This is a genomic window from Acidovorax sp. GW821-FHT10A04, from assembly GCF_059415825.1.
In genome coordinates, this window is the sequence record NZ_JBWKNZ010000016.1 from 122,937 (window position 1) to 149,855 (window position 26,919).

29 protein-coding genes are annotated in these 26,919 nt (G+C 67.2%); 15 read left to right on the top strand and 14 right to left on the bottom strand.

The genetic code is table 11. The annotated features are described in order from the left end of the window. The first annotated feature begins 8 nt into the window (after positions 1–8). Genes AC07PF_RS27235 through AC07PF_RS27260 form a run of 6 tightly spaced genes read left to right on the top strand, consistent with a single transcriptional unit; the run spans position 9 to position 5,792 of the window. Positions 9–1,115, top strand: coding sequence for a flagellar basal body P-ring protein FlgI (locus tag AC07PF_RS27235; protein ID WP_494614018.1), 1,107 nt, complete (start codon positions 9–11; stop codon positions 1,113–1,115). Between the two features lies 1 nt (position 1,116). Next, positions 1,117–1,497 (top strand): rod-binding protein, encoded by a 381-nt coding sequence (locus AC07PF_RS27240; RefSeq protein WP_494613971.1) that lies wholly within the window; start codon positions 1,117–1,119, stop codon positions 1,495–1,497. A gap of 21 nt (positions 1,498–1,518) precedes the next feature. After that, a complete protein-coding gene (gene flgK, locus AC07PF_RS27245) occupies positions 1,519–2,910 on the top strand; it encodes a flagellar hook-associated protein FlgK (protein ID WP_494613972.1) in 1,392 nt (463 codons plus the stop codon). A gap of 19 nt (positions 2,911–2,929) precedes the next feature. Further along, entirely contained in the window at positions 2,930–3,838 is a 909-nt protein-coding gene (flgL, locus tag AC07PF_RS27250; protein ID WP_494613973.1) for a flagellar hook-associated protein FlgL, read from the top strand. Further along, a complete protein-coding gene (locus AC07PF_RS27255) occupies positions 3,838–4,875 on the top strand; it encodes a hypothetical protein (protein ID WP_494613974.1) in 1,038 nt (345 codons plus the stop codon). The genes flgL and AC07PF_RS27255 overlap by 1 nt, the downstream gene beginning before the upstream one ends. 53 nt (positions 4,876–4,928) lie before the next feature. Further along, positions 4,929–5,792, top strand: a complete 864-nt coding sequence (locus tag AC07PF_RS27260; protein ID WP_007857935.1) for an LOG family protein — start codon at positions 4,929–4,931, stop codon at positions 5,790–5,792. Positions 5,793–5,843: 51 nt separating this feature from the next. On the opposite strand, the gene AC07PF_RS27265 is transcribed toward AC07PF_RS27260, so the two are convergent. From AC07PF_RS27265 to AC07PF_RS27305, 9 genes are all read right to left on the bottom strand, one after another. After that, a complete protein-coding gene (locus tag AC07PF_RS27265; RefSeq protein WP_494613975.1) occupies positions 5,844–6,941 on the bottom strand; it encodes a FecR family protein in 1,098 nt (365 codons plus the stop codon). Between the two features lie 17 nt (positions 6,942–6,958). Continuing rightward, a complete protein-coding gene (locus AC07PF_RS27270) occupies positions 6,959–8,302 on the bottom strand; it encodes a surface lipoprotein assembly modifier (RefSeq protein ID WP_494613976.1) in 1,344 nt (447 codons plus the stop codon). Between the two features lie 176 nt (positions 8,303–8,478). Continuing rightward, on the bottom strand, positions 8,479–9,654 hold the full coding sequence (locus AC07PF_RS27275; RefSeq protein ID WP_494613977.1) for an MFS transporter: 1,176 nt from the start codon (positions 9,652–9,654) through the stop codon (positions 8,479–8,481). After that, positions 9,651–11,435, bottom strand: a complete 1,785-nt coding sequence (locus AC07PF_RS27280) for a DNA recombination protein RmuC (RefSeq protein WP_494613978.1) — start codon at positions 11,433–11,435, stop codon at positions 9,651–9,653. The genes AC07PF_RS27275 and AC07PF_RS27280 overlap by 4 nt, the downstream gene beginning before the upstream one ends. 54 nt (positions 11,436–11,489) lie before the next feature. Next, positions 11,490–12,485 (bottom strand): 2-hydroxyacid dehydrogenase, encoded by a 996-nt coding sequence (locus AC07PF_RS27285; RefSeq protein WP_494613979.1) that lies wholly within the window; start codon positions 12,483–12,485, stop codon positions 11,490–11,492. An 18-nt stretch (positions 12,486–12,503) separates the two neighbouring features. After that, a complete protein-coding gene (locus AC07PF_RS27290) occupies positions 12,504–13,913 on the bottom strand; it encodes a sodium:proton antiporter (RefSeq protein WP_494613980.1) in 1,410 nt (469 codons plus the stop codon). Between the two features lie 8 nt (positions 13,914–13,921). Continuing rightward, entirely contained in the window at positions 13,922–15,142 is a 1,221-nt protein-coding gene (pncB, locus tag AC07PF_RS27295) for a nicotinate phosphoribosyltransferase (RefSeq protein ID WP_494613981.1), read from the bottom strand. Between the two features lie 135 nt (positions 15,143–15,277). Then, on the bottom strand, positions 15,278–15,736 hold the full coding sequence (locus AC07PF_RS27300; protein ID WP_494613982.1) for an acyl-CoA thioesterase: 459 nt from the start codon (positions 15,734–15,736) through the stop codon (positions 15,278–15,280). A 2-nt stretch (positions 15,737–15,738) separates the two neighbouring features. Then, positions 15,739–16,716, bottom strand: a complete 978-nt coding sequence (locus tag AC07PF_RS27305; RefSeq protein WP_494613983.1) for a histone deacetylase family protein — start codon at positions 16,714–16,716, stop codon at positions 15,739–15,741. A 200-nt stretch (positions 16,717–16,916) separates the two neighbouring features. Between AC07PF_RS27305 and AC07PF_RS27310 the strand changes: the two genes are divergently transcribed. From AC07PF_RS27310 to AC07PF_RS27320, 3 genes are all read left to right on the top strand, one after another. Beyond that, entirely contained in the window at positions 16,917–17,465 is a 549-nt protein-coding gene (locus AC07PF_RS27310; protein WP_007857916.1) for a phasin family protein, read from the top strand. A 356-nt stretch (positions 17,466–17,821) separates the two neighbouring features. Next, positions 17,822–18,874 carry a Fe(3+) ABC transporter substrate-binding protein gene (locus AC07PF_RS27315; RefSeq protein WP_007857915.1) on the top strand — a complete coding sequence of 351 codons (1,053 nt, stop codon included), beginning with the start codon at positions 17,822–17,824 and terminating at the stop codon, positions 18,872–18,874. 101 nt (positions 18,875–18,975) lie between these two features. Next, entirely contained in the window at positions 18,976–19,734 is a 759-nt protein-coding gene (locus tag AC07PF_RS27320) for a 3-hydroxyacyl-CoA dehydrogenase (protein ID WP_145698309.1), read from the top strand. A gap of 70 nt (positions 19,735–19,804) precedes the next feature. On the opposite strand, the gene AC07PF_RS27325 is transcribed toward AC07PF_RS27320, so the two are convergent. Next, a complete protein-coding gene (locus AC07PF_RS27325) occupies positions 19,805–20,998 on the bottom strand; it encodes an MFS transporter (RefSeq protein ID WP_494614019.1) in 1,194 nt (397 codons plus the stop codon). After that, positions 20,998–21,576, bottom strand: a complete 579-nt coding sequence (locus tag AC07PF_RS27330; protein ID WP_494613984.1) for a GNAT family N-acetyltransferase — start codon at positions 21,574–21,576, stop codon at positions 20,998–21,000. The genes AC07PF_RS27325 and AC07PF_RS27330 overlap by 1 nt, the downstream gene beginning before the upstream one ends. A 74-nt stretch (positions 21,577–21,650) precedes the next feature. Here AC07PF_RS27330 and AC07PF_RS27335 point away from each other — a divergent pair, with 74 nt between their 5' ends. Continuing rightward, a complete protein-coding gene (locus tag AC07PF_RS27335; RefSeq protein WP_494613985.1) occupies positions 21,651–22,580 on the top strand; it encodes a LysR family transcriptional regulator in 930 nt (309 codons plus the stop codon). 173 nt (positions 22,581–22,753) lie between these two features. Next, on the top strand, positions 22,754–23,116 hold the full coding sequence (locus tag AC07PF_RS27340) for a zinc ribbon domain-containing protein (RefSeq protein ID WP_494613986.1): 363 nt from the start codon (positions 22,754–22,756) through the stop codon (positions 23,114–23,116). Between the two features lie 95 nt (positions 23,117–23,211). On the opposite strand, the gene AC07PF_RS27345 is transcribed toward AC07PF_RS27340, so the two are convergent. Next, positions 23,212–23,769: a hypothetical protein gene (locus AC07PF_RS27345; RefSeq protein ID WP_494613987.1), complete on the bottom strand. Its 558-nt coding sequence runs from the start codon at positions 23,767–23,769 to the stop codon at positions 23,212–23,214. Between the two features lie 286 nt (positions 23,770–24,055). Between AC07PF_RS27345 and AC07PF_RS27350 the strand changes: the two genes are divergently transcribed. Further along, positions 24,056–24,541, top strand: a complete 486-nt coding sequence (locus AC07PF_RS27350; protein ID WP_007857907.1) for a GAF domain-containing protein — start codon at positions 24,056–24,058, stop codon at positions 24,539–24,541. Positions 24,542–24,568: 27 nt separating this feature from the next. On the opposite strand, the gene AC07PF_RS27355 is transcribed toward AC07PF_RS27350, so the two are convergent. Both AC07PF_RS27355 and AC07PF_RS27360 read right to left on the bottom strand, forming a co-directional pair. Further along, complete coding sequence (locus AC07PF_RS27355; protein ID WP_494613988.1) at positions 24,569–24,928, bottom strand: hypothetical protein; 360 nt, start codon at positions 24,926–24,928, stop codon at positions 24,569–24,571. Continuing rightward, positions 24,879–25,661, bottom strand: a complete 783-nt coding sequence (locus AC07PF_RS27360) for an SOS response-associated peptidase (protein WP_494613989.1) — start codon at positions 25,659–25,661, stop codon at positions 24,879–24,881. Before AC07PF_RS27360 ends, AC07PF_RS27355 begins: the two co-directional genes overlap by 50 nt. Before the next feature lie 34 nt (positions 25,662–25,695). Here AC07PF_RS27360 and AC07PF_RS27365 point away from each other — a divergent pair, with 34 nt between their 5' ends. From AC07PF_RS27365 to AC07PF_RS27375, 3 genes are all read left to right on the top strand, one after another. Further along, entirely contained in the window at positions 25,696–25,920 is a 225-nt protein-coding gene (locus AC07PF_RS27365; protein WP_494613990.1) for a hypothetical protein, read from the top strand. A 37-nt stretch (positions 25,921–25,957) separates the two neighbouring features. Continuing rightward, positions 25,958–26,155 (top strand): hypothetical protein, encoded by a 198-nt coding sequence (locus AC07PF_RS27370; RefSeq protein WP_494613991.1) that lies wholly within the window; start codon positions 25,958–25,960, stop codon positions 26,153–26,155. A 498-nt stretch (positions 26,156–26,653) separates the two neighbouring features. Continuing rightward, positions 26,654–26,887 carry a hypothetical protein gene (locus AC07PF_RS27375; RefSeq protein ID WP_494613992.1) on the top strand — a complete coding sequence of 78 codons (234 nt, stop codon included), beginning with the start codon at positions 26,654–26,656 and terminating at the stop codon, positions 26,885–26,887. The last annotated feature ends 32 nt before the right edge of the window (positions 26,888–26,919 follow it).

Below are 26,919 nucleotides of genomic sequence, written 5' to 3' on the forward strand. Positions count from 1 at the left end.
TGACGACGATGCTCCGCACCCTCTTGCTGCTGTCCACCCTGCTCCTGGGCCTGGCCCCCCAGGCCGCGCTGTCCGCCCAGAACCTGCGCAACCTCGTGCAGATCGAGGGGGTGCGCGAGAACCAGCTGATCGGCTACGGCATCGTCGTCGGGCTGGCGGGCTCGGGCGACAGCACCCAGGTGCGCTCGGCGGGCCAGTCGGTGACCAACATGCTCAAGCAGTTCGACGTCAAGCTGCCCGAGGGCAGCAACGCCGCCAAGACCAAGAACGTCGCCACCGTGATGGTCAGCGCCGTCTTTCCGCCCGGCTACCGCAAGGGCCAGACCATCGACGTGAACGTGTCCTCGCTGGGGGATGCCAAGAGCCTGCGCGGCGGCGTGCTGCTGCTCGCGCCGCTGCGCGCAGCCAATGGCGACACCTATGCGCTGGCCCAGGGCAATGTGGTCGTCGGCGGCCTCAGCGCCCAGGGGGCCAGTGGCTCCAGCGTCACGGTGAACACACCCACGGCCGGCCGCATCCCGAACGGCGCCACCATCGAGCGCGAGATCGAGACCGACTTCGACACCCGCCCCACGGTGCGCCTGAGCCTGCGCCGCCCCAATTTCCAGACCGCGACCAACATCGTGGACACCATCAACCGGCGCTTCGGCGCCATCGCCACGACCACCGACGCCACCAGCGTCGAGGTGCAGGCCCCCGCCAACCCCACCCAGCGCGTGGCCTTCGTGGCACGCCTGCAGGCCCTGAACATCGACGTGGGTGAAGAGGTGCCCAAGGTGATCTTCAACTCCAAGACCGGCACCGTGGTCATCTCCCAGGGTGTCACGGTGCGCCCGGCCGCCGTCTCGCACGGCAGCCTCAAGGTGGTGATCAGCGAATCGCCACAGGTCAGCCAGCCCAACTCGCTGGGGCGCGGCGAGACCATGGTCACGCCGCAATCGCGCGTGCAGGTGGAGCAGGGCCACAGCCGCATGTTCCGCTGGCCGCCCAGCGCCAAGCTGCAGACCATCATCGACACGATCAACAGCACCGGCGCGACGCCGGACGACATCATGGCCATCCTGCAGGCACTCGACCAGGCGGGCGCCATCAACGGCGAACTGGTGGTGATCTGACATGGACCACCGCATCGACTTTCCATTTTCGCCGCTGCCGGCACCGACCCAGGGCGATACCATCGCCCCTGCCGCGGACGCGCAGTACCGCGCCCGGGCCGAGCAGGCGGCCGTGCGCTTCGAGGGGCTGTTCATCTCGCAGATGCTGCAGCAGATGCGCAAGAGCGCCAGCGAGATCGCGGGCGAGGACGGCCTGTTCCAGCCGCAGCGCAACGACATGCTCGACTACGCCGATACGCTGGTGGCCGACCAGCTCGCCAGCCAGCGCGCATTCGGCATTGCCAACACGCTGCTGCGGCAGCTGCTGCCGCCGCCGCCTTCCGGCCCCACCGCGCCTGCGGCGCTTAATGTTTCGCCGCCGCCGGTCGCCCTCAGGTCCTAAGACTATCCAGGGATTTGCCTCATGAGCATGCTCACCAACGCGCTGTCGGGCGCACTCGCCGCACGCGCCGCGCTCACGGTCACCAGCCAGAACGTGGCCAACGTCATGACGGTGGGCTACACCCGCCAGGGCGTGGTGCTGACCTCGGCTCAGCCTTCGCGCTCGGGCCCGTTCGCGGCTGGCGACGGCGTGAACACGCCCGCGCTGATCCGCTTCAGCGACGACTACAAGAGCCTGCAGATGTGGCAGGCGGCCTCCAACAAGGGCCAGCACGCCTCCACCCAGCCCTACCTGACCCAGCTCGAGCAGGTGATGGGGGACGACAGCGCCAGCATCAACGCCGCGCTGGACGGCTTCTACAGCGCGCTCAACGCCGCCAGCGTGGAGCCCACCTCGAGCCCGCTGCGCCAGCAGGTCATCAGCGCGGCCGACGCGCTGGCCAAGCGCTTCAACAACCTGAACCAGGTGCTGGCAGGCCAGCGCAGCGCAGTGAACCAGCAGCGCACAGCCACCGTCACCCAGGTGAATGCACTGACCGCCGACATCGCCGCGCTGAACCAGAAGATCTCGGCCGCCTCGGCCACCGGCGCCAGCCCCTCGGGCCTGATGGACGAGCGCGACAACAAGATCGATGCCCTGTCCGCCCTGATCGGCCTGCAGGTGGTGAACCAGCCCGACGGCACGCGCGACCTCGCACTGCGCAGCGGCCAGCCGCTGGTGGCCGGCGCCATCGCCGGCACGCTTGCGGTCGAAACCGACGCCAGCGGCACGCAGAGCCTCAAGGTGGGTTTCGCCAAGGAGACCTTCCGGGTGCGCAACGACAACCTGGGCGGCGAACTCGGTGGCCTCAACGACTTCGAGGGCCAGGCGCTGCAGCCCATGCGCACCGCCATCTCCGACCTGGCGCGCGAGGTGGCGAGCCAGTACAACGCGGTGTTCCAGAGCGGCTATGCGATGAACAGCACCGCGGCCTCGCCCGTGAACGGCAAGGCCCTGTTCGTCTACGACGCCTCCAGCTCCAACGCCATGCTCACGCTCAACCCCGCGATCACGCAGCAGGACCTGGGCTTCTCGTCCAACCCCGGCCTGCAGGGCAACAGCGACAAGCTGATCGAAGCCATCCACCTCAAGAACCAGCCGGCCACCATCACCTCCCTGGGCACGGTGCTGCTCGGCGACGTCTACACCCAGCTGGTAAGCCGCCTGGGCACGAGCAGCCAGCAAAACAGCACCGCCCTGTCGGTGGCCGAGACCGTGCGTGTCTATGCCGAAGGCAACTGGAAGTCCACCAGCGGCGTCAACGAGGACGAGGAAGCCATCAACCTGGTGCAGTACCAGCAGATGTACCAGGCCAACATGAAGGTCATCGCCGTCTCCAACGAGCTGTTCGACAGCACGCTGGCCATGCTCTGATCGGCACCAAGGAATCGGCATGCGCATTTCCAGCACCCAGTACCACGCCACGATGAACCAGGCTTTGCAGAACGCCAATGCACGCCTGGAACATGTGATGAAGCAGATGGCCTCGGGCCAGCGCTACCTGCTGCCATCGGACAATCCGGTGGCGAATGTGCGCCTGTCGCGCATGGTGCGCGAGGAGGCCACGCTCACCCAGTACCGCGACAACATCGCGGCGCTCAAGACGCGCCTCACACAGAACGAAACCACGCTCGGCGGCACCGTCAAGGACATGCTGGACGCGCGCGACCTGGTGGTCTGGGCCGCCGACGGGGCCAACGCCTCGGAGGACCTGCAGGCCATGTCCAGCTCGCTGGCCGCCCTGCGCGACAGCCTGTTCTACACCGCCAACACCAAGGACCAGGAGGGCCGTTCGCTGTTCTCGGGCACGCTCACGAACGCGCCGACGATCACGGACAACGGCGCCGGCACCTCGCCGCGCTACCAGTTCACGGGCAACACGGCCCGGCAGGCCGTGGTGGTGGGCGAAGGCATCACCCAGGCGGCCAATGTGAGCCTGGACGAAATGGACGACCTGCTCAACCAGCTGGACAATGCCGTCAACACGCTGAGCGTGCCGGGCGTGAGCGCGAACAACCCCGCCACGCGCGCGGTCGTGACGGCCGCCCTGCAAAGCCTGGACGACACCCTGGGCAGCGTCAACGGCAAGATCGCAGGCCTGGGCGGGGCGCAGAACATCCTCGACACGCTGGACAGCAACCACGGCAGCGTCAGCGTGGCCAACCAGCAGTCCATGATCACGCTGGGCCAGCTCGACTATGGTGAGGCCGCCACGCGCCTGAGCGCCTACAGCACGGCGCTGCAGGCCACGCAGAAGTCCTACAGCAAGGTCAGCGGGCTGTCGCTGTTCGACCTCATCTGATGCAGCTCGCACCGCTTTCCGCCGCTGATCGCAGTACGGCCCTGCCCTCCCGGGTGGGCGCGGCCGGTGCAGCCCAGCGCCCCGAAGCCATCGCGGCGGGGCCTGCACCGACCACGCCGCCGGCGGCCCTCTTCACCCTGCCCCGCCCCGGGGTGGGCGTGGTCTCGCCCCAGTTCAACCAGAACGTGGCGTCCGCCCAGCAGGCCATGTCGTTCCTCGGTGAGCTGTCGGGCCAGTTGCAGGACCTCAAGGGACAGATCAGCCGCCAGCTCACGGGCAGCGCATCCAGCACCAGCGCGCTCGATGGCGCGCAGCGGCGCCTGGCACAGCTGTGGGATGCGCGCGCCGAGCGCAGCGGCTACCGCCTGGACAGCCAGCTCGCCTACAGCCCCGAGTCACCGGCCCGCCAGCGCTTTCGCCTGCGCGGCCTGGACGCCCACACCCTGGCCTCGGCCAGCGCGGAAACCGTGGCCCTCTCGCTCACCGGCACGCAGCGCCAGGCCATGAGCGTGCGCCTGGACCCGAACCTGCCCTCCGAGGCCCAGGCCCGGCGCCTGGACCAGGCATTGGCCCCGGCCGGCATCCGGGCGCACCCCAGCGCCCAGGGCGATGTCGAGTTCAGCGTGGCCGAGACCGAGTGGCCCCGCGTGCGCGACCAGCTCACCGTCAAGGGCGAGGGCAAGCGCTTCGCGACCGGCCAGTTCGTGCGCGCCCGCACCGAGCCCGAGTCCCCCTTGCTGGCCCCCGAGCGCTGGCAGCTCGACACCCCTGAAGGCCTGCGCCAGGCCCTGCCCCAGATCCTGCGCGCCGAGCAGCAGAGCCTGCACAGCCGCGGCGTGATCGAGCGCAGCCTCGCCGCCGCCGGCCAGGCGCTCAAGCAGTCCGCGGCAGCCCAGGGGGCACCGGCCGCAAAGCGCTTTGCCGACAGCTTCACCGAGCAGACCGCGCAGCCCAACTACCCGCTGCTGGCCACGCTCTCGCCCAGCCTGCTGGGCCTGCCGCGACCTCGCATCGACCGCCTGCTGGCACTGGGCTGACGCAGGCACCCCGGCAGGTGCCGCGGTCATGAATCCGCGCCACAATGGGGCCTATGGATGCAAACACCCAACTCAATGAAAGCCGCCTGGCCGATGCCTGGGCCGAACTGCAGAACCACGCCTCCCAAGGCAACCCCCTGCACGCCGATGCCTACCGCCTGGCGTTCGCGGACCCCGAATTCCTGTTCCGCCGCGAGACGCGCGGCATCCGCTTCCAGCTGGAGATGCTCAAGCCCGACCTCGGCCAGGCCGCGCAGGGCATCGAGAGCACCGTGGTGGTCTATGGCAGTGCGCGTTTCGTCGCGCCCGACGAGGCGGCCGAACAGCTGGCTGCAGCCGAGGCCGGCGGTGACGAGGCGGTGATTGCCAAGGCACGGCAGGCCGTGCGCAATGCGCGCTACTACGACCTGGCCCGGCAGTTCGCCCGCCTGGTGGCCGAGCACAGCGAGCGCAATGCCCCAGCCGACCGCATCTACGTGTGCACCGGTGGCGGCCCCGGCATCATGGAGGCCGCCAACCGCGGCGCCCACGACGTGGGCGCGCTCAACGTGGGCCTGAACATCGCCCTGCCCCACGAGCAGAGTGGCAACCGCTTCATCTCGCCCTCGCTGTGCTACAAGTTCCACTACTTCGCGCTGCGCAAGATGCATTTCATGATGCGTGCCAAGGCGCTGGTGGCCTTTCCCGGCGGCTTCGGCACGCTGGACGAGCTGTTCGAGGTGCTGACCCTGGTGCAGACCGGCAAGGCCAAGCCCGTGCCCATCGTGCTCTTCGGCACCGACTACTGGAAGCGCCTGGTCAACTTCGACGTGCTGGTGGAAGAAGGCACGATCTCGCCGCAGGACCTCAAGCTTTTCCACTACACCGATGATCCCCAGGAAGCCTGGGACCTGATCAAGGCGTTCTACAAAATCTGAGGCCGCACCGCCCCCCGGTGTGACCGGCGCTGATGCGCCGCCGTGGGGCCATCAGCGTATCGGTGGTGGTGCCGGGGGCAGCAGGATCACCCCTGGCGGCAGCACAAAGATCGGCGTGGTCGGTGGCGGTGGCACCGGCCGGGGTGGTGTAGTCGTCGGTGGAGCGGTGGTTACAGGTGGCGTGGTGGTGGGCGGCGTTGTCACAGGCGGCGTGGTCGTCGGCGGTGTGGTGGCGCCCGGCGTGGTGGTGGTCCCGGTTCCGGTGGTGGGCGGTGCCGGGGTGGGCACCTGCGTGGACGGTGGAGCCGGCACCGGTACGGGCGCAGGCACCGGTGCCGGTGTCGGTGTCGGTGTCGGAACCGGTGCAGGCGCAGGCACAGGCGACGACGGTGGGGTCGGCGTTGGCAGGGGCACGACCGGATCTTCCACATGCGGTGGGGGCGCTACATGCACCGGTGGCGGCGAGGGCGGCCGCGGAATCACGAACACGCTGCTGCGGTGGCCATCGCCCTGCAATTGGTCGCCCGCCATCTGCGGCAGGGGCAGCGCCGGCAGGGGCAGCAGTGCGCGCGTGTTCGTGTACACAGGCAGCTTCTGGCTGGAGAGCACCAGCACCGACTCGCCGGCCTTCACGCCCACGCAGCCGGCCTCGGTGCAGACCTCGATCTCGTCCTGTTCGCCGGCCACGGTGAGCTGGCCCTGGGCATTGAAGCCCACCAGGAAGGCCGAGCCGCGAATACCCACCACGGCCGTGGGCGTGATGACCTTGTAGCTGCCCGGGTTGCGCTTGCCGATCAGGCCCGTGATCGCACGCATGCCGCCGCGCAGCAAGGTCACCGCAAAGCCGTCCTGCGACACGTCGCCACTGTCGGAATACCGGGTCACGGTGAACTGCGAATCCGGGTACAGCGCCACCAGCCCGCCGTCGGTAAAGCGGATCTGCGCGCGGCCTGCGCTGCCGGTCAGCAGCACATCGCCCATGTCCACCTCGGCCCCCTTGGCCACGCCGGTGGTGGCATCGCCCCGGCGCAGGCTGACCTCGCCGGTGGCGAACTGCACCAGCCCGGCTGCAGCGAGTGTGGAAGCCGGCCACGCGGCCACCATGGCCATGAGCAGCGCAATGCGGGACAGGCGAGGTTCGGTCGTCATGAAGTACCCCTTCTGCGTCAAAACTCACGGCGTACGGTGACGGACCAGATGCGCCGCCGGTATTCGGAAACCGGCAGGGTCGAATCGTTGTGCGTGCCCGTCCACTGCGGCGTGACGCGCCAGGCCGTGGCGGGTATCCATGACACGCCCAGCGAGGCATTCACCTGCCGGTCACGCCGCACCACGGCAAAGAAGGGGTCGGCAGCGCCATAGCGGCGCCGCTCCCAGTCCAGGTTGGCAAACAGCGCCCAGTTGCGGGCCAGCGCCAGTTGCCCGCCGGCGCGCGCGCCCACCAGGCGGTGGCCCAGGTAGTCCACGCCGGCCGCATCAGGCTCCTCGCGCCCGCCATGCAGGCCCGCATAGGCCAGGCTGCCATCGCGGAACACATGGGCATACGAGGTGCCCAGCACCGTGCGCTGCACGTCGCGCAGCGGCTGCGTGGGGTAGTGCAGGCGGGCCGACTGCAGGAAACTGCCCCATTGCCGGAAGCCATCGAACCGGTAGATCCATTCGCCCAGCACACCGCCGATGGTGCGCAGGCGCGTGCCGTCGAGCGCATAGTAGGAGCCCTGGCCCTGCACGATGAGTTCATGGCGCTCCGAGCGCCAGGCCACGCCGGCACTGGCATCGAGCTGGTCGGAGTCGAAGGCCCCTGCCCCACCCTCGTTGCGGCGGGGCGTGCCGGCGGCCGCGCCGACCAGGGACCAGCGCGAGTCCAGCACGTAGCGCCCGCGCACCGCAACCAGCGCCGCCAGGAAATCGGAGGACCGCGCCAGCGCCGAGGGCGCCAGCGTCCATGCCGGAGTGCCCGGCACGGGCGAAGGCAGCAGCATCGACGCCGGCCCGGCATTGACGTTGGAATCGTGGCCCAGCGCCAACTCGGCATAGCCCTTGAGGGTGGAGCCGCCCTCGCTCGCGGCCCGGTCGTAAGACACCAGGAACTGGTCAATGCTGAGCGCGGCATCCACCGGAATGCCCAGAGCGCGTGCGCGTTCCGAGAGAGCCATCACCCCGCGCTGGTCACCCACGGCATACAGGGCGCGGGCCAGGGCCACCTGCGCGGCCATGTCATCCGGCTGTGCGGCCACCACGCGCTCCCAGGCCAGCACGGCACGGCTGTACTGGCCTGCGGCATGGGCGGCATGGCCCATGGCGGCATCGAAGGCCGGGTCGCCGGCGCGGGCGGCCTCCAGCGGGTCGAGCAGGTCAAAGGCCTCACGGGCCGCACCGCCTTGCACCAGGGCCGCCGCCCGGTCGAGCAATGCATCGGCATGGGCGGCGCCAGCAGCAAGCGCCAGACCGAGCAGAACCGGAACCAGCCGCAGCAGCGGCCTGCGACAAGACAGACGAACAATACCCATGGGAGATCTCCTCATGCGGGCAATGGCGTACCGTTGCGGGGATGGCCGCGTCGTGGGCAGCAGCGCTGATCCATTCGCTTGCAGCGATTTGCAAGCAATGTGAGCAGACGCTACCGGAATCTACTCCGATTTGGCCCGCATGGGAGATTTGTTACAAGCGCGGCAGCGGGTGCGCCTCAGTGCCCGGCCTTGGGCGCGCCCATGTTCCAGGCCATGCGCGCGCCTGCGCCCACGGCGGCGCCCACCACCCAGAACACCCCGCCCACGCCGATCACGGCACCGGCGGTGCCGAACAGCATGGGCATGAGCACGCTCGATGCATTGATGGCCATCAGGCGCAGGCCCAGCGCCTCGCCGTGGCGGTGGGAAGGCGTGATCTGGTGCAGCAGGCTCATCACCATGGGCTGCACCGAACCCAGCGCAAAGCCCAGCAGCACCGAGCACACGCCCATCGTGAGCGCGGTGGGCATCACCGGGTAGACCGCGAACAGCACCGCCGTGACCACCATGGCCACGGACACCACCACGCGCTCGCGCAGGTGCTCGGCCACCAGGGGCATCAGTACGCGGATGAAGGCCGCGGCAATGGCGAAGGCGCCCAGGATGGAGCCGATGACCGAGGCCGACAGCCCGCGCTCGTGTCCGATCAGCGGCACCACGAAGGTGTGCACGTCCCAGCACGAGGACAGGATCCAGTTGACGATGAGCAGGCGCCGGAACGGCACCTCGTTCATCAGGTCCCAGGCACGCTGGGGCGGGCCGCCGGCCGCCGCGATCACCGGCGGCAGCTCGACCGTGTCGCGCACCCAGAACCAGGTGGCCAGCGGCAGCAGCGCCATGAGCGCGAACGCGGCGCGGTAGCCCTGGGTATCGCCCGCGATGACGCCGCCATGGTCGATCATGAGCCCGGCGCAGAACGGCCCGACAAAATTGGACACCGCCGGCCCGATGGCCAGCCAGCTGAACACCTGCTTGAGCGCCGTGGCGTCGTGGGCCGCGCGGCCCACATGGCGCTGCAGCGCAATCGTGGCCGCGCCTGTGGCGCCGCCGGTGGCCAGCGCCGCCAGGCACAGCACGGGGAACACCGGGAACACCAGCGCGGCCGCCGCGCCTGCGGTGGCCACCGCCACCGCATAGCCCACCGGGCGCTTCAGGCCATGGCGGTCGGCATAGCGCCCGGCCGGCAGCGCCAGGAACACCTGCGTGAGCGCGAACAGGGCCAGCAGCACCCCCACGGCGGCGGCGCTGTAGCCCTCGCGCAGGGCCAGCAGGGGGGCAGCCAGGCGCATGCCCGCCATGCAGGCGTGCACGCAGATCTGGCCGGCGATCAGGCGGGCCAGCGCCGCGTTCACAGCAGCTCGTCCTGGGCGTCAGCGGCCGACATGGGCGGGCGCAGCTTGGGCACCACGCCAGCCGCATCGGGTGCGGGCAGGTCCTGCACGTCGCGCAGGCGCTTCTGGATGGCGCGGGTGCGCACGCCCACTTCCTCGAAGCGCTTGGCGGCCGAGTCGATGGATTTCTTGGTCGCCTCCACCACGTCGCCGAACTTGGCGAACTCGGTCTTGACCATGCCCAAGAGGCTCCAGACCTCGGACGAGCGCTTTTCGATGGCCAGGGTCTTGAAGCCCATCTGCAGGCTGTTGAGCATGGCCGCCAGGTTGGCCGGGCCGGTGATCATCACGCGGCAGTCGTTCTGCAGCGCCTCCACCAGGCCGGGGCGGCGGATCACCTCGGCGAACAGGCCCTCGGTGGGCAGGTAGAGCACGGCGAAGTCGGTGGTGTGCGGGGGCGAGACGTACTTGGCAAAGATCTTCTTGGCCTCGAGCTTGATCGAGGCCTCGAAGGCATTGCCAGCCGAGGCAATGAGCCCCTTGTCCGCCGCGTCCTGAGCGTCCATGAGGCGCTGGTACTGCTCCACCGGATACTTGGAATCGATGGGCAGCCACACCGGGTGCTCGTCGCTCTTGCCCGGCAGGCGGATGGCGAATTCGACCAGGTCGTCGCTGCCAGGCACGGTCTTCACGTTGCGCGCGAACTGGTCGGGCGTGAGCACGTTCTCGATGATGGCCCCGAGCTGCATTTCGCCCCAGGTGCCGCGCGACTTCACGTTGGTCATCACGCGCTTCAGGTCCCCCACGCTGCCGGCCAGGGTCTGCATCTCGCCGAGGCCCTTGTGCACCTGCTCCAGGCGGTCGCTCACCAGCTTGAAGGATTCGCCCAGGCGCTGCTCCAGCGTCGCGTGCAGTTTTTCGTCCACCGTGCGGCGCATCTCCTCGAGCTTGGTGGAGTTGTCGGCCTGGATCGCGGCCAGGCGCTCGTTGAGCGCGTTGCGCAGCTGCTCGGCATTGGTCTGGCTGCCCTGCAGCATGCCCGTGAGCTGCTGCGAGACGGCGTCCTGCAGCACCGAGAACTGGTGGCGGATCTGGTTGCCGTTGGCTTCGAGCTGGTCCTTGAGCGCGCCGGACATGGTCCCGAGCTGGCTCTGGATGTCGCCCTTGAGCGAATCGAGCGTGGTGCGCGTGGCCAGGGTCAGCGCCTCGAAGCGCTCCTGGATGCGCTTTTCGAACAGCACCCCGCTCTCGGTCATGGCCTCGCGCGACTTGACGCTCTCGGCCGCCAGCGCCGCCGTGGTGGTGGTGAGCTCGGTGCGAAAACCGGTGAGTGTGTCCGACAGCTCCTTGCGCGCCACGGCCGAATCGGCCTGGCCCTGGGCCAGGTTCTCGAGCAGCGCCTTGCGGCTGTCCTCCAGCCGGCCGGCCACCACCTGCTGCAGTCCTTCAATGCGCTGCTCCAGCCGGCCCTCGAACACGCCAAAGGCCGCCAGCAGCTCGGCGCGGCCGGTGCGCGACTCGGTCACGGCCTGGGCCAGGCGTTCGTCCACGGCGTGGCGCACGGTTTCGAGCGTGGCCTGCGTGGTCTGCGTGAAACCGCGCATCTGCTGGGCCAGGGCCTCCATCCCGCCATCGTTGCGGGCCACGGCCAGCTGCGTGGCCTGGGCCGTCTGCTCCAGGGCCTGCAGGCGGGCCGCCAGTTCGGGCGGCAGATCGACGCGCGGGCGGCGCAGCAGCACGAGCACCAGCAGCAACAGGACGAGGGCCAGCGCGGCCAGCAGGATGAGGGTGTCGGTGGTCAAAAGCGGGGCTGGGCTAGAAAGAGCGCACCAGGGCGGTGCGCGAAAGCAAGGCGGTTATTGTGTACGCAAACGGTTCGGTGCGGGCGTGTTCACCGGCGTGAGCGGCGCGCCCTGCTCGAAGAAGGCGATCAGGTTGTCCGCCGCCAGGTTGGCCATGGCGCGGCGCGTGGGCACGGTGGCGCTGGCGATGTGCGGCGTGAGCACCACGTTGGGCACGGTGAGCAGGTCCGGGTGCACGCTGGGCTCGCCCTCGAAGACGTCCAGGCCCGCCGCCGCGATGCGCTGCTCGCGCAGGGCCACGGCCAGCGCTGCGTCGTCGACGATGCCGCCGCGCGCAATGTTGACCAGCGTGGCCGTGGGCTTCATCAAGGCCAGTTCGGCCGCGCCGATGGTGTGGTGCGATGCCGGGGTGTAGGGCACAACCAGCACCACGTGGTCGGCCGTGCGCAGCAGCTCTTCCTTGCTGACGTAGCGGGCTTTGCATTCGGCCTCCAGCTCGGGCGACAGGCGCGAGCGGTTGTGGTAGACCACGTTCATGCCGAAGCCGTGCGCGCCGCGGCGCGCAATGCCCTGGCCGATGCGGCCCATGCCGATGATCCCGAGCGTGCTGCCATGGATGTCCGAGCCCGAGAACATGTCGTAGCTCCACTTGGTCCACTGCCCGGCGCGCAGGTAGTGCTCGCTCTCGGTCATGCGGCGCGCGGTGGCCATCAAGAGGGCAAAGCCGAAGTCGGCCGTGGTCTCGGTCAGCACGTCGGGCGTGTTGGTGCCCTGCACGCCGGCGGCCGTCATGGCGTCCACGTCGAAGTTGTTGTAGCCCACGGCCATGTTGGCCACGATGCGCAGGTGCGGCGCGACGGCGAGCAGCCCGGCATCGATGCGTTGGCTGCCGGTGGTGAAGGCACCGTCCTTGTCGGCCAGGCGCGCGGCCAGCTCGGCCGGTGTCCAGATCACGTCCTCGGGGTTGTCCTGCACCTCGAAGTGCTGGCGCAGGCGCTCGACGATGTCGGGGAAGATCGCGCGGGCGACCAGAATGCGGGGCTTGCTCATGAAAGTTCGATCTCCAGATCAGCGAAACCAGATGAAGGTCATCAGAATGAACAGCGGCACCAGGATGCCGCCCGACCACAGCATGTAGCCGAAGAAGCTGGGCATCTTGACGCCCCGGTCTTCAGCAATCGCCTTGACCATCATGTTGGGCGCGTTGCCGATGTAGGTGTTGGCGCCCATGAACACTGCGCCCGCCGAGATGGCGGCCAGCGTGGGGGCCAGGGTGGTCATGAGCACGGTCGGGTCCCCCCCGGCGGTATTGAAGAACACCAGGTAGGTCGGCGCGTTGTCCAGGAAGGAGCTGAGCGCCCCCGCGGCCCAAAAGTACATGGCCGGGTCGGGCAAGCCGTCGGGCCGCGTCACGGCAGAGACGATGGCGCCAAAAGGGCCGTTGACACCGGCCTTGAGCATGGCGATCACGGGGATGATGGTCAGGAAGATGCCGGCAAACAGCTTGGCCACCTCCTGCATCGGGCCCCAGCCGAACTGGTTGTCCGCGTGCACCTGGGCTGGCGTGAGCTTGAGCGACAGCAGCGCCACGATGACCAGGCCGACATCGCGCACCAGGCCGGGCAGACCCACCTCGGCACTGGCAATGGTCCAGGCCACCGGCGACTTCCAGAAGCCGCTGACCAGCACCAGGGCCACCACCACGCCAAGCAGCACGAAATTGACCTTGCCATCGTAGCCAATGGCCCGGCTGTCGGGCGTGGGGTCCACCGGCAACGTCTCTTCGCGCCGGTGGTAATACCAGGAGTCGAGCGCGTAGAAGATGACCAGCAGCGCGCCCACCAGGAACAGGGTCTCGGGGAAGATGTGGCGCACCGTCCAGAAGAAATCCACGCCCTTGAGAAAGCCCAGGAACAGCGGCGGGTCCCCCAGCGGGGTGAGCGAGCCGCCCGCGTTGGAGACGATGAAGATGAAGAACACCACCACGTGCGCCACATGCCGGCGGTTGTCATTGGCGCGGATCAGCGGGCGGATCAGCAGCATCGAGGCGCCCGTGGTGCCCATGAAGCTGGCCAGCACCGCACCGATGGCCAGGATGGCGGTGTTGAGCCCTGGACTGCCGTGCAGGTTGCCGCGGATGTAGATGCCGCCGGACACCGTGTACAGCGCCGTGAGCAGGATCACGAAGGGGATGTACTCGGCCACCAGCGCATGCACGAGGCTCACGCCCGCGGCAGGCACACCGAAGGTGAGCGCGAACGGCACCAGAAAGGCCAGCCCCCAGGCGGCCGCCACCTTGCCGAAATGGTGATGCCAGAAGCTGGGCAGCAGCAGCGGCATGAGGGCGATGGACAACAGCAGGCCGGCAAACGGCACACCCCACAGCACGGACAGGGCACTGCCGTCGATGTCCGCCGCCAGGGCCATGCCCGGCAACGCCGTGAGTCCCACCACGACCAAGCCGCGTGAAATGCCCATGCCAGGCATCAGGTCGTGGCAGGAATCTCGAACACCTGGCGCAGATAGGCCAGGTACTTCTCGTCGTCGCACATGCCCTTGCCGGGCGTGTCCGAGAGCTTGGCCACGGGCTGGCCGTTGCACTGCGTCATCTTGATGACCACCTGCAGCGGCTCGTGATCGGGCGGGCTGCCCAGGTCGTTGGTCAGGTTGGTGCCGATGCCGAAGGCCAGCTGGCAGCGGCCGCGGAACTGCTGGTACAGCTCGATGGTGCGCGGCACGGTGAGCGCATCGCTGAAGATCAGCGTCTTAGTCAGCGGGTCCACACGGTTCTTGCGATAGTGGTCCAGCAGGCGCTCGCCCCAGGCGAAGGGGTCGCCGCTGTCGTGGCGCGCGCCGTCGAACAGCTTGCAGAAGTACAGGTCGAAGTCACGCAGGAAGGCGCTCATGCCGTACACGTCGGACAGGGCAATGCCCAGGTCGCCGCGGTATTCCTTGGCCCACATCTCGAAGCCGAAGACCTGGCTGTCGCGCAGCCGCGGGCCCAGCGCCTGGCAGGCCTGCAGGTACTCGTGCGCCATGGTGCCCAGCGGCGTCACACCGAGCTTCATGGCATACAGCACATTGCTGGTGCCGGCGAACTGCCCCGGCCCCACGGGCGCACCGGGCCGGCGGTCGCCCGTGCCCAGGCGCGCGCACAGCACGCGCAGCACCTCCTCGTGCCAGGCGCGGGAAAAGCGCCGGCGCGTGCCGTAGTCGGCGATCTTGAGTTCGGACAGGCCCTCGGCCTGCAGTTGGGCGATCTTGGTGTCCAGGCGGCGGCGGCCTTCGGGAAAATTGGGCACCTTCTGCGTGTTGCGGAAGTAGACCTCGTTGACAATGGCCAGCACCGGGATCTCGAACAGGATGGTGTGCAGCCAGGGCCCGCGGATGGTGATCTCGATCTCGCCGTTGTGCTGTGGCGTGATGGTGATGTACTTCTCGTTCAGGCGGAACAGCCCGAGAAAGTCCACGAAATCGCTCTTGATGAAGCGCATGGAGCGCAGGTAGGCCAGCTCGGCATCCTGGAACTGCAGGCTGCACAGCGAGCGGATCTCGTCGCGGATCTCATTGGCATAGGGCGCCAGCTGCACGCCGGGGTTGCGGCACTTGAAGCGGTACTCGACCTGCGCCCCGGGGAATTGGTGCAGCACCACCTGCATCATCGTGAACTTGTACAGGTCGGTGTCGAGCAGGCTGGTGATGATCATTGTCGAAGCGGGCCACAGCACAAGGCCCTGAAAGCACTGCCGGCCAACGGGCAGCAAAGCATCACAGTGTAGGCCATCGCACCGATCATTGCAGCGCAGGGCCGCAAGGGGTTTTCGCCGGGGGACGCAGGCGCCTCAGGCCCCCACCACCAGTGCCTGCAGCACCTTGCGCAGCGGCTCCGGAACGGGTACGGGGCGGCGCGTTTCGCGGTCCACATACACGTGGATGAAATGCCCGGCCGCGGCGCTCATCTCCTCGCCCTGGGCGAACAGGCCCACCTCGTAGCGCACGCTCGATCCACCCAGGCGCGCCACGCGGATGCCGGCCTCCACCGTCTGCGGAAAGGCCAGCGGGGCGAAGTAGTTGCACTGCGTCTCGATCACCAGGCCGATGGTGGTGCCGGCGTGGATGTCGAGCACACCCTGCTCGATGAGGTGGGCGTTCACGGCAGTGTCGAACCAGCTGTAGTAGACGACGTTGTTGACATGGCCGTAGACATCGTTGTCGGCCCAGCGGGTGCTGATGGAGCGGAAGGCACGGTAGGCGCTGCGGGGCTGCGGCGCCGGGCGCAGCGCGGTGGAAGTGGTCGTCATGGTCAAACAGAAGAAGGAGAGGGTTGCAAGGATTTCAGCCAGCGCTGCTGGTATTGGTGGGCCACGCGCCAGGTGGCGAGCTGGGCCTTGATGGTGTCGGCAATGTCCGTGCCGTAGCCGCCGCCCATGGCAAAGGCCACGGGCACGCGGCGCTGCCAGGCCCAGTCGAACACGCGCCGGTCGCGCGCCTCCAGGCCGTCGTGGCTCAGGTGCAGGCGCCCCAGGCGGTCGCCCACATGCGGGTCGGCCCCGGCCAGGTAAAGCACCAGGCCGGGCGCAAAGCGCTGCTCCAGCGTGTCCAGCGCCTGCTCCAGTGCGGCCAGGTATTCGTCGTCGCCGCAGCCGTCGGGCAGTTCCACGTCGAGGTCGCCCGCCTCCTTGCGGAAGGGGAAGTTGCGCGCGCCATGCAGCGAGAGCGTGAACACCGAGTCGTCGCCCTGGAAGATGCGCGCCGTGCCGTTGCCCTGGTGCACATCGAGGTCGATGATGGCCACGCGCAGGGCCAGCGGGTTGGCGCCCATGGCCGAGGCGGCGCGCGCATGCTCGTCCTGCATCAGCCGGGCCGCGACGGCCATGTCGTTGAACACGCAAAAACCGCTGCCCTTGTCGGCATAGGCATGGTGCGTGCCGCCGGCCAGGTTGCCCGCAATGCCGCCGCCTTCCCCGCCGGCCATGGCCACGCGGCAGGCCGCGATGGTGGCCCCCACCGAGCGGCGCGCGCGCTCGGCCAAGGCCGGGCTCCAGGGAAAACCGATCTCGCGCTGCGCGGGCGCAGGCAGCGTGCCGTTGGCAATGGCGTCGATATAGGCCGGCGTGTGGGCCAGCGCCAGTTCTGCGTCGCTCGCGGGCGGCGCCACCTGCAGGGCCACGCCGGGCAGGTGGGCGGCCACCGCATCGCGCAGCAGGCGGTACTTGGCCATGGGAAAACGGTGGCCCTCGGGCAGCGGCAGAACGAACTGGTCTGCGTAATAGGCATGCATGACGCCATTGTGGCAAGGGGCGCGGTGTTGGACTGTCACCTCTAAATTGCTGCAGCGCAACAAAAAGAACTTGCAATCCCCGCTCAAGCCCCTAAAATTCAACCCATGCTGCACTGCAACATGACTCACGAAGTCAACGACAGCGCAGATTCTCTGTAAACCACCTCGGCCCGCTGGGCCCTATTCTCAGGAGATATGACATGTCGCTGACCGCTGAACAAATTCTGGCATCCCACAAGGCCAACATCGAAACCCTGTTTGGTCTGACCACCAAGGCTTTCGAAGGCGTCGAAAAGCTGGTCGAACTGAACGTGACCGCTTCGCGCGCTGCCCTGTCGGAAGCCTCCACCCACACCCAGGCTTTCCTGGGCGTGAAGGACGCACAAGAACTGCTGGCCCTGCAAGCCGGCCTGTTCCAGCCCCTGGCTGAAAAGACCGCTGCCTACAGCCGCCACCTGTACGACATCTCTTCGGGCACCGCTGCCGAATTCGGCAAGGCTTTCGAATCGCAAGCTGCTGACGCTCAAAAGAGCTTCACCAACCTGGTCGACAGCGCTGCCAAGAACGCCCCCGCCGGTTCCGAAACCGCCGTGGCCGTGATGAAGAGCGCTGTCTCTGCCGCCAACAACGCGTTTGAATCGGTGCAAAAGGCCGTCAAGCAGGCGTCGGACGTGGCCGAAGCCAACTTCAACGCCGTGGCCAGCACCGCTGCCAACGCCGCCAAGACCGCTGCTCCCCGCAAGCGCTAAGCCATCCATTGCGTCTGGAGTGCAGACTCTAGGCGCAACGCAGGGATTACCCTGATAATTCAACCCATGGCCTCCAGCGCAGAAATGCAGTTCGGGGCCCCCAGTTGTCTCCTTGGATCCTCTCGAAACCCCCGTTTCTTGGATCCAATTCAAAGCCCGGTTACCCCCGGGCTTTTTTTTGCCCCGAATGCTCCTCATTTGATAGCGCTCAGGCGGCCTGCAATTTCGCTTGCCATGGATGGACCCACGCCCCTGGAGCACGGACATCAAATCCATCCCTCCCCCTTGGTTTTATTAAGAATAATTCGCGTTTGTTTTATCATCGCCCGGTCGTTACACCTCGAAAGATGCATCCCATGTCGAAGACCGTGAAAGCCCTGCTCACCGCCTGTGCACTGGCCGCTGCCGCCGGTGCCGTATCTGCCCAGGAGCAGGTGGTGAACCTGTACTCGGCGCGCCACTATTCCACGGACGAAGCGCTGTACACCGGCTTCACCAAGGCCACGGGCATCAAGATCAACCGCGTGGACGCGGACGACGCAGGCATCTTGGCGCGCCTGAAGGCCGAAGGCACGGCCTCCCCGGCCGACGTGATCCTGCTGGTGGATGCGGCGCGCCTGTACAAGGGCGAGGTCGACGGCCTGTTCCAGCCCATCCAGTCCAAGGTGCTGACCGACGCCATCCCCGCCAACCTGCGCAGCACGCCCACGGCCGACGGCAGCATCGCCTGGTTCGGCCTGTCCACCCGCGCCCGCGTGATCGTCTACAACAAGGTCAAGGTACAAAAGGAAGACGTGGACACCTACGAGGAACTCGGCGACGCCAAGAACAAGGGCAAGCTGTGCATCCGCTCGGGCTCGCACCCCTACAACCTGAGCCTGTTCGGCGCCGTGACCGAGCACATGGGCGAGCAAAAGGCCGAGGCCTGGCTCAAGGGCATGGTCGGCAACCTGGCGCGCGCCCCCAAGGGTGGCGACACCGACCAGATCAAGGCCGTGGCATCGGGTGAATGCGACATCGCCGTCACCAACAGCTACTACCTGGCGCGCATGATGCGCTCGGGCAAGCCCGAGGATGTGGCCGTGGTCAACAAGGTCGGCGTGGTGTTCCCCAACCAGCAATCCTGGGGCACGCACCTGAACATCGCTGGCGGCGCCGTCGCCAAGAACGCCAAGAACCGCGAGAACGCCATCAAGTTCCTCGAATACCTGGCCAGCGCCGAAGCGCAGAACTACTTTGCCAACGGCAACAACGAATGGCCCGCCGCCAAGGGCCTGAACATCGACAACCCGGCCCTCAAGGCCATGACGGGCAATGCGCCCTTCAAGAGCGAAACCATCCCGATCAGCGCCGTGGGCGCCAACACGACCAAGGTACAGCAGATGCTGGACCGCGTGGGCTTCCAGTAAGCAGGCCTGCCAGTTCACGGAAAGCCCGGCACTGCCCGGGCTTTTTTTGCGTTCATAATTGACGTTTACGTTAACGTCACTCATTTTTCAGGAGACAGCACATGGACATCAAGGGCAAGGTTTTCATCGTGACCGGCGGCGCATCGGGTCTGGGCGAAGGCACGGCGCGCATGCTGGCCGCCCAGGGCGGCACCGTGGTGATTGCCGACATGCAGGCCGACAAGGGCGAGGCCGTGGCCAAGGACATCGGCGGCGCCTTCGTGAAGTGCGATGTGAGCAGCGAGGCCGATGGCCAGGCCGTGGTGGCCAAGGCCGTGTCGCTGGGCAAGCTCGCCGGCTTGGTGAACTGCGCGGGCATCGCCCCCGCGGAAAAGACCGTGGGCAAGAACGGCGCGCACGCGCTGGCCGTGTTCAGCAAGACCATCACGGTGAACCTGATCGGCAGCTTCAACATGATCCGCCTGGCCGCCGAGGCCATGAGCAAGAACGAACCCGAAGCCACCGGCGAGCGCGGCGTGCTGATCTCCACCGCCAGCGTGGCCGCCTACGACGGCCAGATCGGCCAAGCCGCGTACGCCGCGTCCAAGGGCGGCGTGGTCGGCATGACGCTGCCCATCGCCCGCGACCTGGCGCGCAACGGCATCCGCAACATGACCATCGCCCCCGGCATCTTCGGCACGCCCATGCTGTTCGGCATGCCCCAGGAAGTGCAGGACGCGCTGGCCGCCGGCGTGCCCTTCCCCAGCCGCCTGGGCACGCCGCAGGACTATGCCAAGCTGGTCAAGCACATCCTCGAAAACGACATGCTCAACGGTGAAGTGATCCGCCTGGACGGCGCCATCCGCCTGGCACCGAAGTAATCCCTTGCGCCGCCAGCGCGGCGCCTTGAAACGACCATAACGCCCCGGCCCGTGCCGGGGCGTTGTCGTTTTACGGTGCCCGCGCGCCAAAGCGCAGCTGCAGCGCCATCGATGCCGCAAACACCAGTGCCGCCACCAGCACCGACATCCACAGCGCCGCCGCGGCACCATACCCATCCATGACCGCCGCATAGACCACCGGCGCACAGGCCGACAGCAGAAACCCCGGTGCCACCAGCCGCCCCACGAAAGCGCCGTAGGTGCGGTGGTCGAACAGCACCAGCGGCAAGGTGCCCCGTGTGATGGTGAGCAGCCCATTGCCCGCGCCGTACACCAGTGCAAACACCACGGCCATGGCCAGCACCTGCCCCGCCCACACGCCCGCCAGGCAGGCCAGCGGCAGCAGCAGTGCGGCAAACGCCCCCAGCGCCAGCGGGTGCAGCCGGGCGCCGAACAGCACCTCGGCCAGGCGCGCACCCGACTGGCCCACGCCACGCAGCGCCCCCATCCCCACCGCCAGGGGCAGCGCCAGGCCCAGGCCCGCAAGCAGGCCCACCATGTGCGCCGACATGCCTGCGTTGAGAAAATTCACCAGCGTGGTCACCCCGGCAAACAGCGCGGCCGCCCACAGGCGGTCCGCCCCCGCAGCGGCCAGGGGCTCGGGCGGCGCAGGCGGCACCTGGGTGGCATGCGCCGCCCCGCCAGCGCGCGGAATCGCCAGGTGCAGCGGCACCGTGAGCAGCGCCAGCGCCGCATACACCCACAGCGCCCCACGCCAACCCAGCGACTCGGCGAGTGCATGCCCCAGCGGCCAGAAGGCCGTGGAGGCCAGCCCGCCGAGCAGCGTGATCTGCGCCATGGGCCGGCGTGCGCCCTGCCCGGCCACATGGGCCAGCGTGGCAAAGGCCGCGTCGTACAGCGTGAGCCGCATGGCCAGCCCGACCACCGCCCAGGCCAGGTAGTAAGCCGCCACCCCCTTCCCGACGGCAAGCCCCAGGCAGCCGGTAAAAAGCAGCAGCGAGCCCGCCACCATCACGGTGCGGCCACCGCGCTGGTCCACCCAGCGGCCGGCCAGGCCCGACACGCCGCCCATCACCAGCAGCGCCAGCGCAAAACCTCCGTGCACCAGCGTGCGCGGCCAGCCCAGGTCGCGCACCATGGCCTCGCCGAATGCGCCGAGCATGTAGTACGAAATGCCCCAGCAGATGAACTGCGAGAAGCCCAGGCACCACACCAGCCGGCGCATCACGCCAGGGGACGCCATCACACGGCGGGCAAGGTGCCGTCGCCCGTCCCCAGGGGCCGCTGCATCAGCACCGTATCGAGCCACTGCCCGTGCTTGAAGCCCACCGACCGCAAGGCCCCGATGCGCGTGAAGCCCATGCGCGCATGCAGCGCGATGGAGCCCGCATTGCCATCGCCCTGCCCTATGGTGGCCAGCATCTGGCGCCAGGGCCCCGCCTCGCAGCGCGCGATGAGCACAGCCAGCAGCGCCGCACCAATGCCCCGCCCCGCCATGCCCTGGGCCACGTAGACCGAGTCCTCCACGGTGTGGCGGTAGGCCGAGCGCGGGCGGTACAGCGTGGCATAGGCATAGCCCGCCACCACGCCGTCGACCTCGGCCACCAGGTAGGGCAGGCCTGCGACACGCACGGCCGCATGGCGGGTGCGCAGCTCGTCCACGCCGGGCGGCACCTCCTCGAACGAGGCCAGGCCATGGAGCACATGGTGGGCATAGATGGCCTGGACGGCGGGCAGATCGGCATCGACCGCATCGCGCACATGCGGTGCTGCGGCAGAGGGTGAAGACAGTGAGGAGGTGGGCGCGAAGGAGGAATGCATGGCGCCAGTGTGGCGCGCCGCAGGCCATAAAAGAAGCTTTTGCAACTTATGCAAAGTATGAGAAATTCTTTGCCATGGAACGCATCAACCTCGACCAGCTGCACGGCTTTGCCACCGCCATCGAACTGGGCAGCTTCTCGGCCGCCGCCCAGCGGCTGGACCTGACCCAACCGGCCGTGAGCCTGCAGGTGCGCCAGCTCGAAAAGCGCCTGGGCACGCCGCTGGTGGAGCGCGTGGGCCGCGTGCTGCGCCCCACGGCCGCGGGCGCAGAGCTGCTGGTGCACGTGGCCCGCATCGACGCCGCCGTGGCCGACGCCCTGCACGCCGTGGCCCACCACGCCAGCGGCACGGCAGGCCGTGTGCGCCTGGGCACGGGGGCCACGGCCTGCATCTTCTTGCTGCCGCCGGTGCTGGGCGCACTTCGCCAGCGCTTTCCGGGCCTGGAGATCACCGTGCGCACCGGCAACACGGCCGACATCGTGCAGGCCGTGGAAGACAACACGCTGGACCTGGGTCTGGTCACCCTGCCGGCCAGCGGCCGCATGCTCGACGTCACACCCGTGCTGCAGGACGCCTTCGTCGCCATCGCCCCCAAGGGCACGGCTTTGCCCCCCAAGGTCAAGGCCGCCGACCTGGCCCGCCACCCCGTGCTGCTGTTCGAGCCCGGTGGCCAGACCCGCCGCATCGCCGACGCCTGGTTCGCCCGCGCCGGCGTGGCCCTGCAGCCCGCCATGTCGCTGGGCAGCGTGGAGGCCATCAAGGAACTGGTCGCCGCCGGCCTGGGCTGCGCCGTGCTGCCCGGCATGGCCGTGCAGGGCACGCATGGCAGCGCCGTGGAGGTGCGCCCGCTGTCGCCGCCCCTGGCCCGCACCCTGGCCGTGGTGGTGCGCAAGGACAAGCGGCTGCACCGGGGCTTGCGCGAGACGGTGGCGGCGCTGCAGGCGCTGGGATCGCCCCGCACCGCGCACAAGCGCTCCCAGGCCACGAAACTGCTGCCGTCCTAGGTGGCGCGGCCCGGGACACCCAACGAACCGGCTTCCTGTACGGACCGTGCACCCCACTGCTCCGTTTGCGCTAAAGTCCGTGCGCCTGGAATACCCGTGGTGCGCGGCCGCCCGGCCTCGCACCCGGTCCACAACGGGAATCGGTGTACAAACGAAAACACAAGGAGGGCGCCATGGAGCCAATTTTCGGATTTATTCTCTACTTCGTCGCGGTCGTCACCGTGGTCGTCATCGCCCACAAGAGGGGGCAGAAAGCCTGGCTTTATGGCCTTATCTGCATCGTCGCCGCACCCGTGGTTGCACGGCTTACGTACGGGGTGAGCGGCTCAGGAACCACAGCAGGCCTTGCCGCATTCCTGGTGCCCATTGCAGCACTGTTCGTGGCACTGTCAAGCAACACCAGCCAGCAAAAGGCAGTGGCCACCGGCGAACATGGAGACTTCAAGAAATGCCCCTTCTGCGCAGAATCGGTGCGCAAGGAAGCCATCAAATGCAAGCACTGCGGCAGCGACCTGGCTGCCGACCCCGCTGCGTGACGCAAGCCACCATGGGCAAGGCGAAAGGCATTGCTGCAGGCCCCTAAAGCCTCCGAGCAGTGCATCCGCCTCCCATCGGCATCCGCCAGGCCAGTTCATGGAAAGCCGCGCAGGCTCCTGTCCTTCCTGGCCTGCTCCAGCCGGCGCTGGCGCCCCTCTTTGTCAACGGCGTCCATCTCCTCGTCCAGCAGCACCTGCCAGTCGTAGCCGACCCGCGTGTCCTTGGCCATCGTCAAACCGACCTGGACCGTGTACAGGCCATTGGGGTTCTGCCGGTCCGGTGAGTAGATCTGGATGGTCAGCTGGTACTGGCCGCAGCGCATGTCCAGCACCACCCCGCCAAAGCCATCCCGCTCACGCACGCACTGCTCGCGGTAGAGCGTGGGCAACAGGTCCTTGTACTTCTCGGCCAGGGTGAAGGCGGCGGTTCGCTCCGGCAGGCTCTTGGTCGCGTAGATGTTGCCAATGGTGTAGGTCTTGGGGGTGGTGAGCAGCTCGAGCTTCTCGAACTCGGGCGGAATCTCCGGCTTGTCGACAATGATGACGGCCCGCCCCTGGCTCCAGTAGCCCATGGTGCTCGGCGACGTCACGAGGCGGGCGCCCAGGCGGTGGCCGAACAGGTCGCCGTCGGTCACGCCAGCCGATGCGGCCATGCCCAAAAGGCCGCAACAGGCCATGGCAATGCACGACCGCAGTGCTGCTGCCTGCCAACCCCACCGAGGCCTTTTGCGGATCATCATGAATGTTCTCCTGCGCATAGCCTGCCCACCTGACTTGTGCAGATCGTACTGGTTTGCGCAGAGCGAAAGCCAGGCCCCGCCCCATGCCATCGCTCTCGGGCATTTGTCCTACAGGGTTGGAGATGGGCGACCCGTTTCGCGAGGCAATAGCACCGCCCGGGGTACTGCACAATCAATTGCCCACCCCCGTTGAGATCCCATGACCAAGCCCAGCAGCGCCACCTTTGCCGATTTCGTCCTCACCGCCAAAACGAAGTCCGTGCGCGATGCGCTGGCCAAGCTGCTCACCCTGACCGATTTTCGGTACATCGGCATCTGGCGATTCCAGGACGGCATGGCCACTGCCGCCGTGCACTTCGACCGCCTCGACCCCTCCGCCATCGCATCCGGCGTGGTGCCACAAACCGCCACTTACTGCTGCTATGTGCGCGAAAGCGGTGCACCGTTCAAGACGCCCCACGCACTGCTCGACGAACGCCTGGCATCCCACCCCGCCAAGGATGCCGTGGCGTCGTACGTGGGCGTGCCGGTGATGGACTCCAACGGCGCCATCGTGGGCACGCTGTGCCACTACGACCTGGTGCCCAGGGACGTGGCGCAGGTCGACACCAAGCTGATGCTGCTGGTGGCCAGCTACCTGACCATGAACGATCTGGTGCCGCCGTACCCGGCTGTCACGACCTGACGCGAAGCAGGCGGAAGCATCGACGGGTCAAGTCGATAGCGCGAAGGGACCATACGCGGGCAGCCATTCGGGCAGATGCTGCGGCAGGTCTACCTCGTCTATCCCGATGTCGAACATTCCGTCATCGAAGTTCACTCCACAGACCTGCATGGCCGCTTGGTGTGCCGCATGAAAAGCCTCCAAGCGCTTGCCGTCCACATCCGCGAAGTTGTGGTCGTCGGGGCAGCCCATGTCGTCCCAGCATTCGATTTCAAACCGCGCGTCCATGGCCTGCTCAAGGGTCACCCCAAGGCGCTCCAGGGTGGCCACGGCGGCTGCCTTTGCCCGCTCCAAGGTCTCAGGCGAACAGTTGAGGTGTGGTGCGTAGATCGAGATCGTGTGTGCCATGGTGGGGCGCTCCTTTCAGGTGTTCTACCGATGGTGGTTTGAGCAGTCGCTGCGCTTGCTGGACCGTGCCGAACAACCATGTGCCCACGTCACGGGCCTCGATGGAAATCACGCTGCGCTTGTCCTGGGGGATCAACGGCCGTCGGGTCGTCGGGTGGAACTTGGGTTTGTGCATGCGGCACATCACCGGGTGGTCATCCGCATTGACCGTGAGCATGGTGTAGCTCTCGAAGGCCTCACCCGTCAGCCGATCAGTCCAGGTATTCCACAGGCCCGCCAGCGCCCACGGTCTGCCGTCCACGCGGTGGAAGCGCCACCACTCATTGACCCCGGATTCCCAGCAGGGCTCATCGAAGCTCACGGCGGGTATCAGGCACCTCTGACCGTTCAACCAGGGATGCCGATAGCTTGGCTTGGACACCAACTCCTCTGACCTGGCGTTGCTGGTGGTGAAGGCCACCTGGGGCGTCGCGGAGAAGGCCGGGATGAGCCCCCATTGCCCAATGACCAACTCGACGGGCCTGGCGCTACCCGCTGGGGATCTCCGAAGGAAGGGGCCTAGGTATTGGGGGTGCAGCACCTCCTCCCACCAGCGATAGGGGTTGCGGTTGCCTATGTGCCAGTCGCGCTCTATGTCACGTTCCTGGGGTGGGATGTACCGGGTGCACATGCAAATACTGTATATACATACAGTATTTTCAGCTACAGTCACCCCCATGCGGGTCAAGGTCATGTTGGTGAGAGAGGAAGGTCAGCTGCATGTACCCGTGAGGCGCAGGGGCTACGGCGACCTATGGCTCAAGCACGAGAAGTCCACGGGCGAGGACAAGACCTATGAGGTGCTGGAGGCCCTGGGGTCAGGCTTCCCCAAGCTGTATGAGCCCCGGGTGACCTACATCACGGCCGGGATGATCCGGTTCATCGGCTACGAGCGCGTAGACAAGGTTTGGTACATGCAGGAGTGGCACTGTGAAATCGACCGATCCAAATAGGCATCTTTGGGTCGGCGGGGCTGACGAGAACATTCCCATGGGCCACCCCACCCTCCTCCGTGTCCCGGTCAAGAATGGCGTGGTGGTGGATGACCGGGTGCTGCCGCTGCCCATTGATCACTACGAGGTGCTGCGCTACGGGGAATGGTGCACGGTGATGGTCATTGCGACCGGTGAGGTGGTGTTCCAGGGTGAGGGGCGCGCAGAGGTGGTGGTGTCTCGGGCGCCGTTCTGAGAGTGCAGCATCCGGCCAAGCCAGTTCGCCGTTACATCTCGAATCCAAAAATAACTTCACTCACAGTTCATTTATCGACCGAAATGTACGACTTTGTGCTTCAATAGAGGCACGGCGGGGGGAAACATGGCCCCGACGCGGTTCAAGAAGTTTTTGATTCCTTAACCCAGGAAAAGGCAAGGCTCAGTAGTTGGGTGCCAGAGATGGCGCCGCTTCATCGGGCAGTAGATGAGGCTTACACGCAGCTCGCGGTCTGTCCGGCCGAGAGCGGACGACGAAGGTTCAGGATGCGGAGCGCAGCGTGCTTCCATCCGGCGCCAAGATGCGGAGCGCAATGTGCTCTGGTCCGGTGCCTCGGCGCGGAGTGCTTGGTGCTCTGTTCCGGTGGGACGTTCGGCAGTCAGCGGCAACTGTGATGGGCTTGGTGTCGAGTTGGCTCCTTTACGGCGCTGCCTTGAATGGGACGCAGGGCAATTCCGCTCTGTATAGGAGGTCCTAATGGATCAGAAAACTTGTAAGAACCACATCACGGTCCTGAAGAAGGTTCGTGATGCTTGCGAAAGCCAACTCGACATTGGTGTGAGGAATGAATTGAACGCGGTAATCGAGGCGCTGGAAATGCACCTCGGATCGCGTCAACGCACAGCAGAGGCGTTCGCGCTGACAGCTCGTGTAGTTCAGATCATCGCTGTGATCGTCAAGATCTTGACGAACATTGGCGATTGGATGTGATGTTCCGATCACCCCAGGCCCATACATTGTTT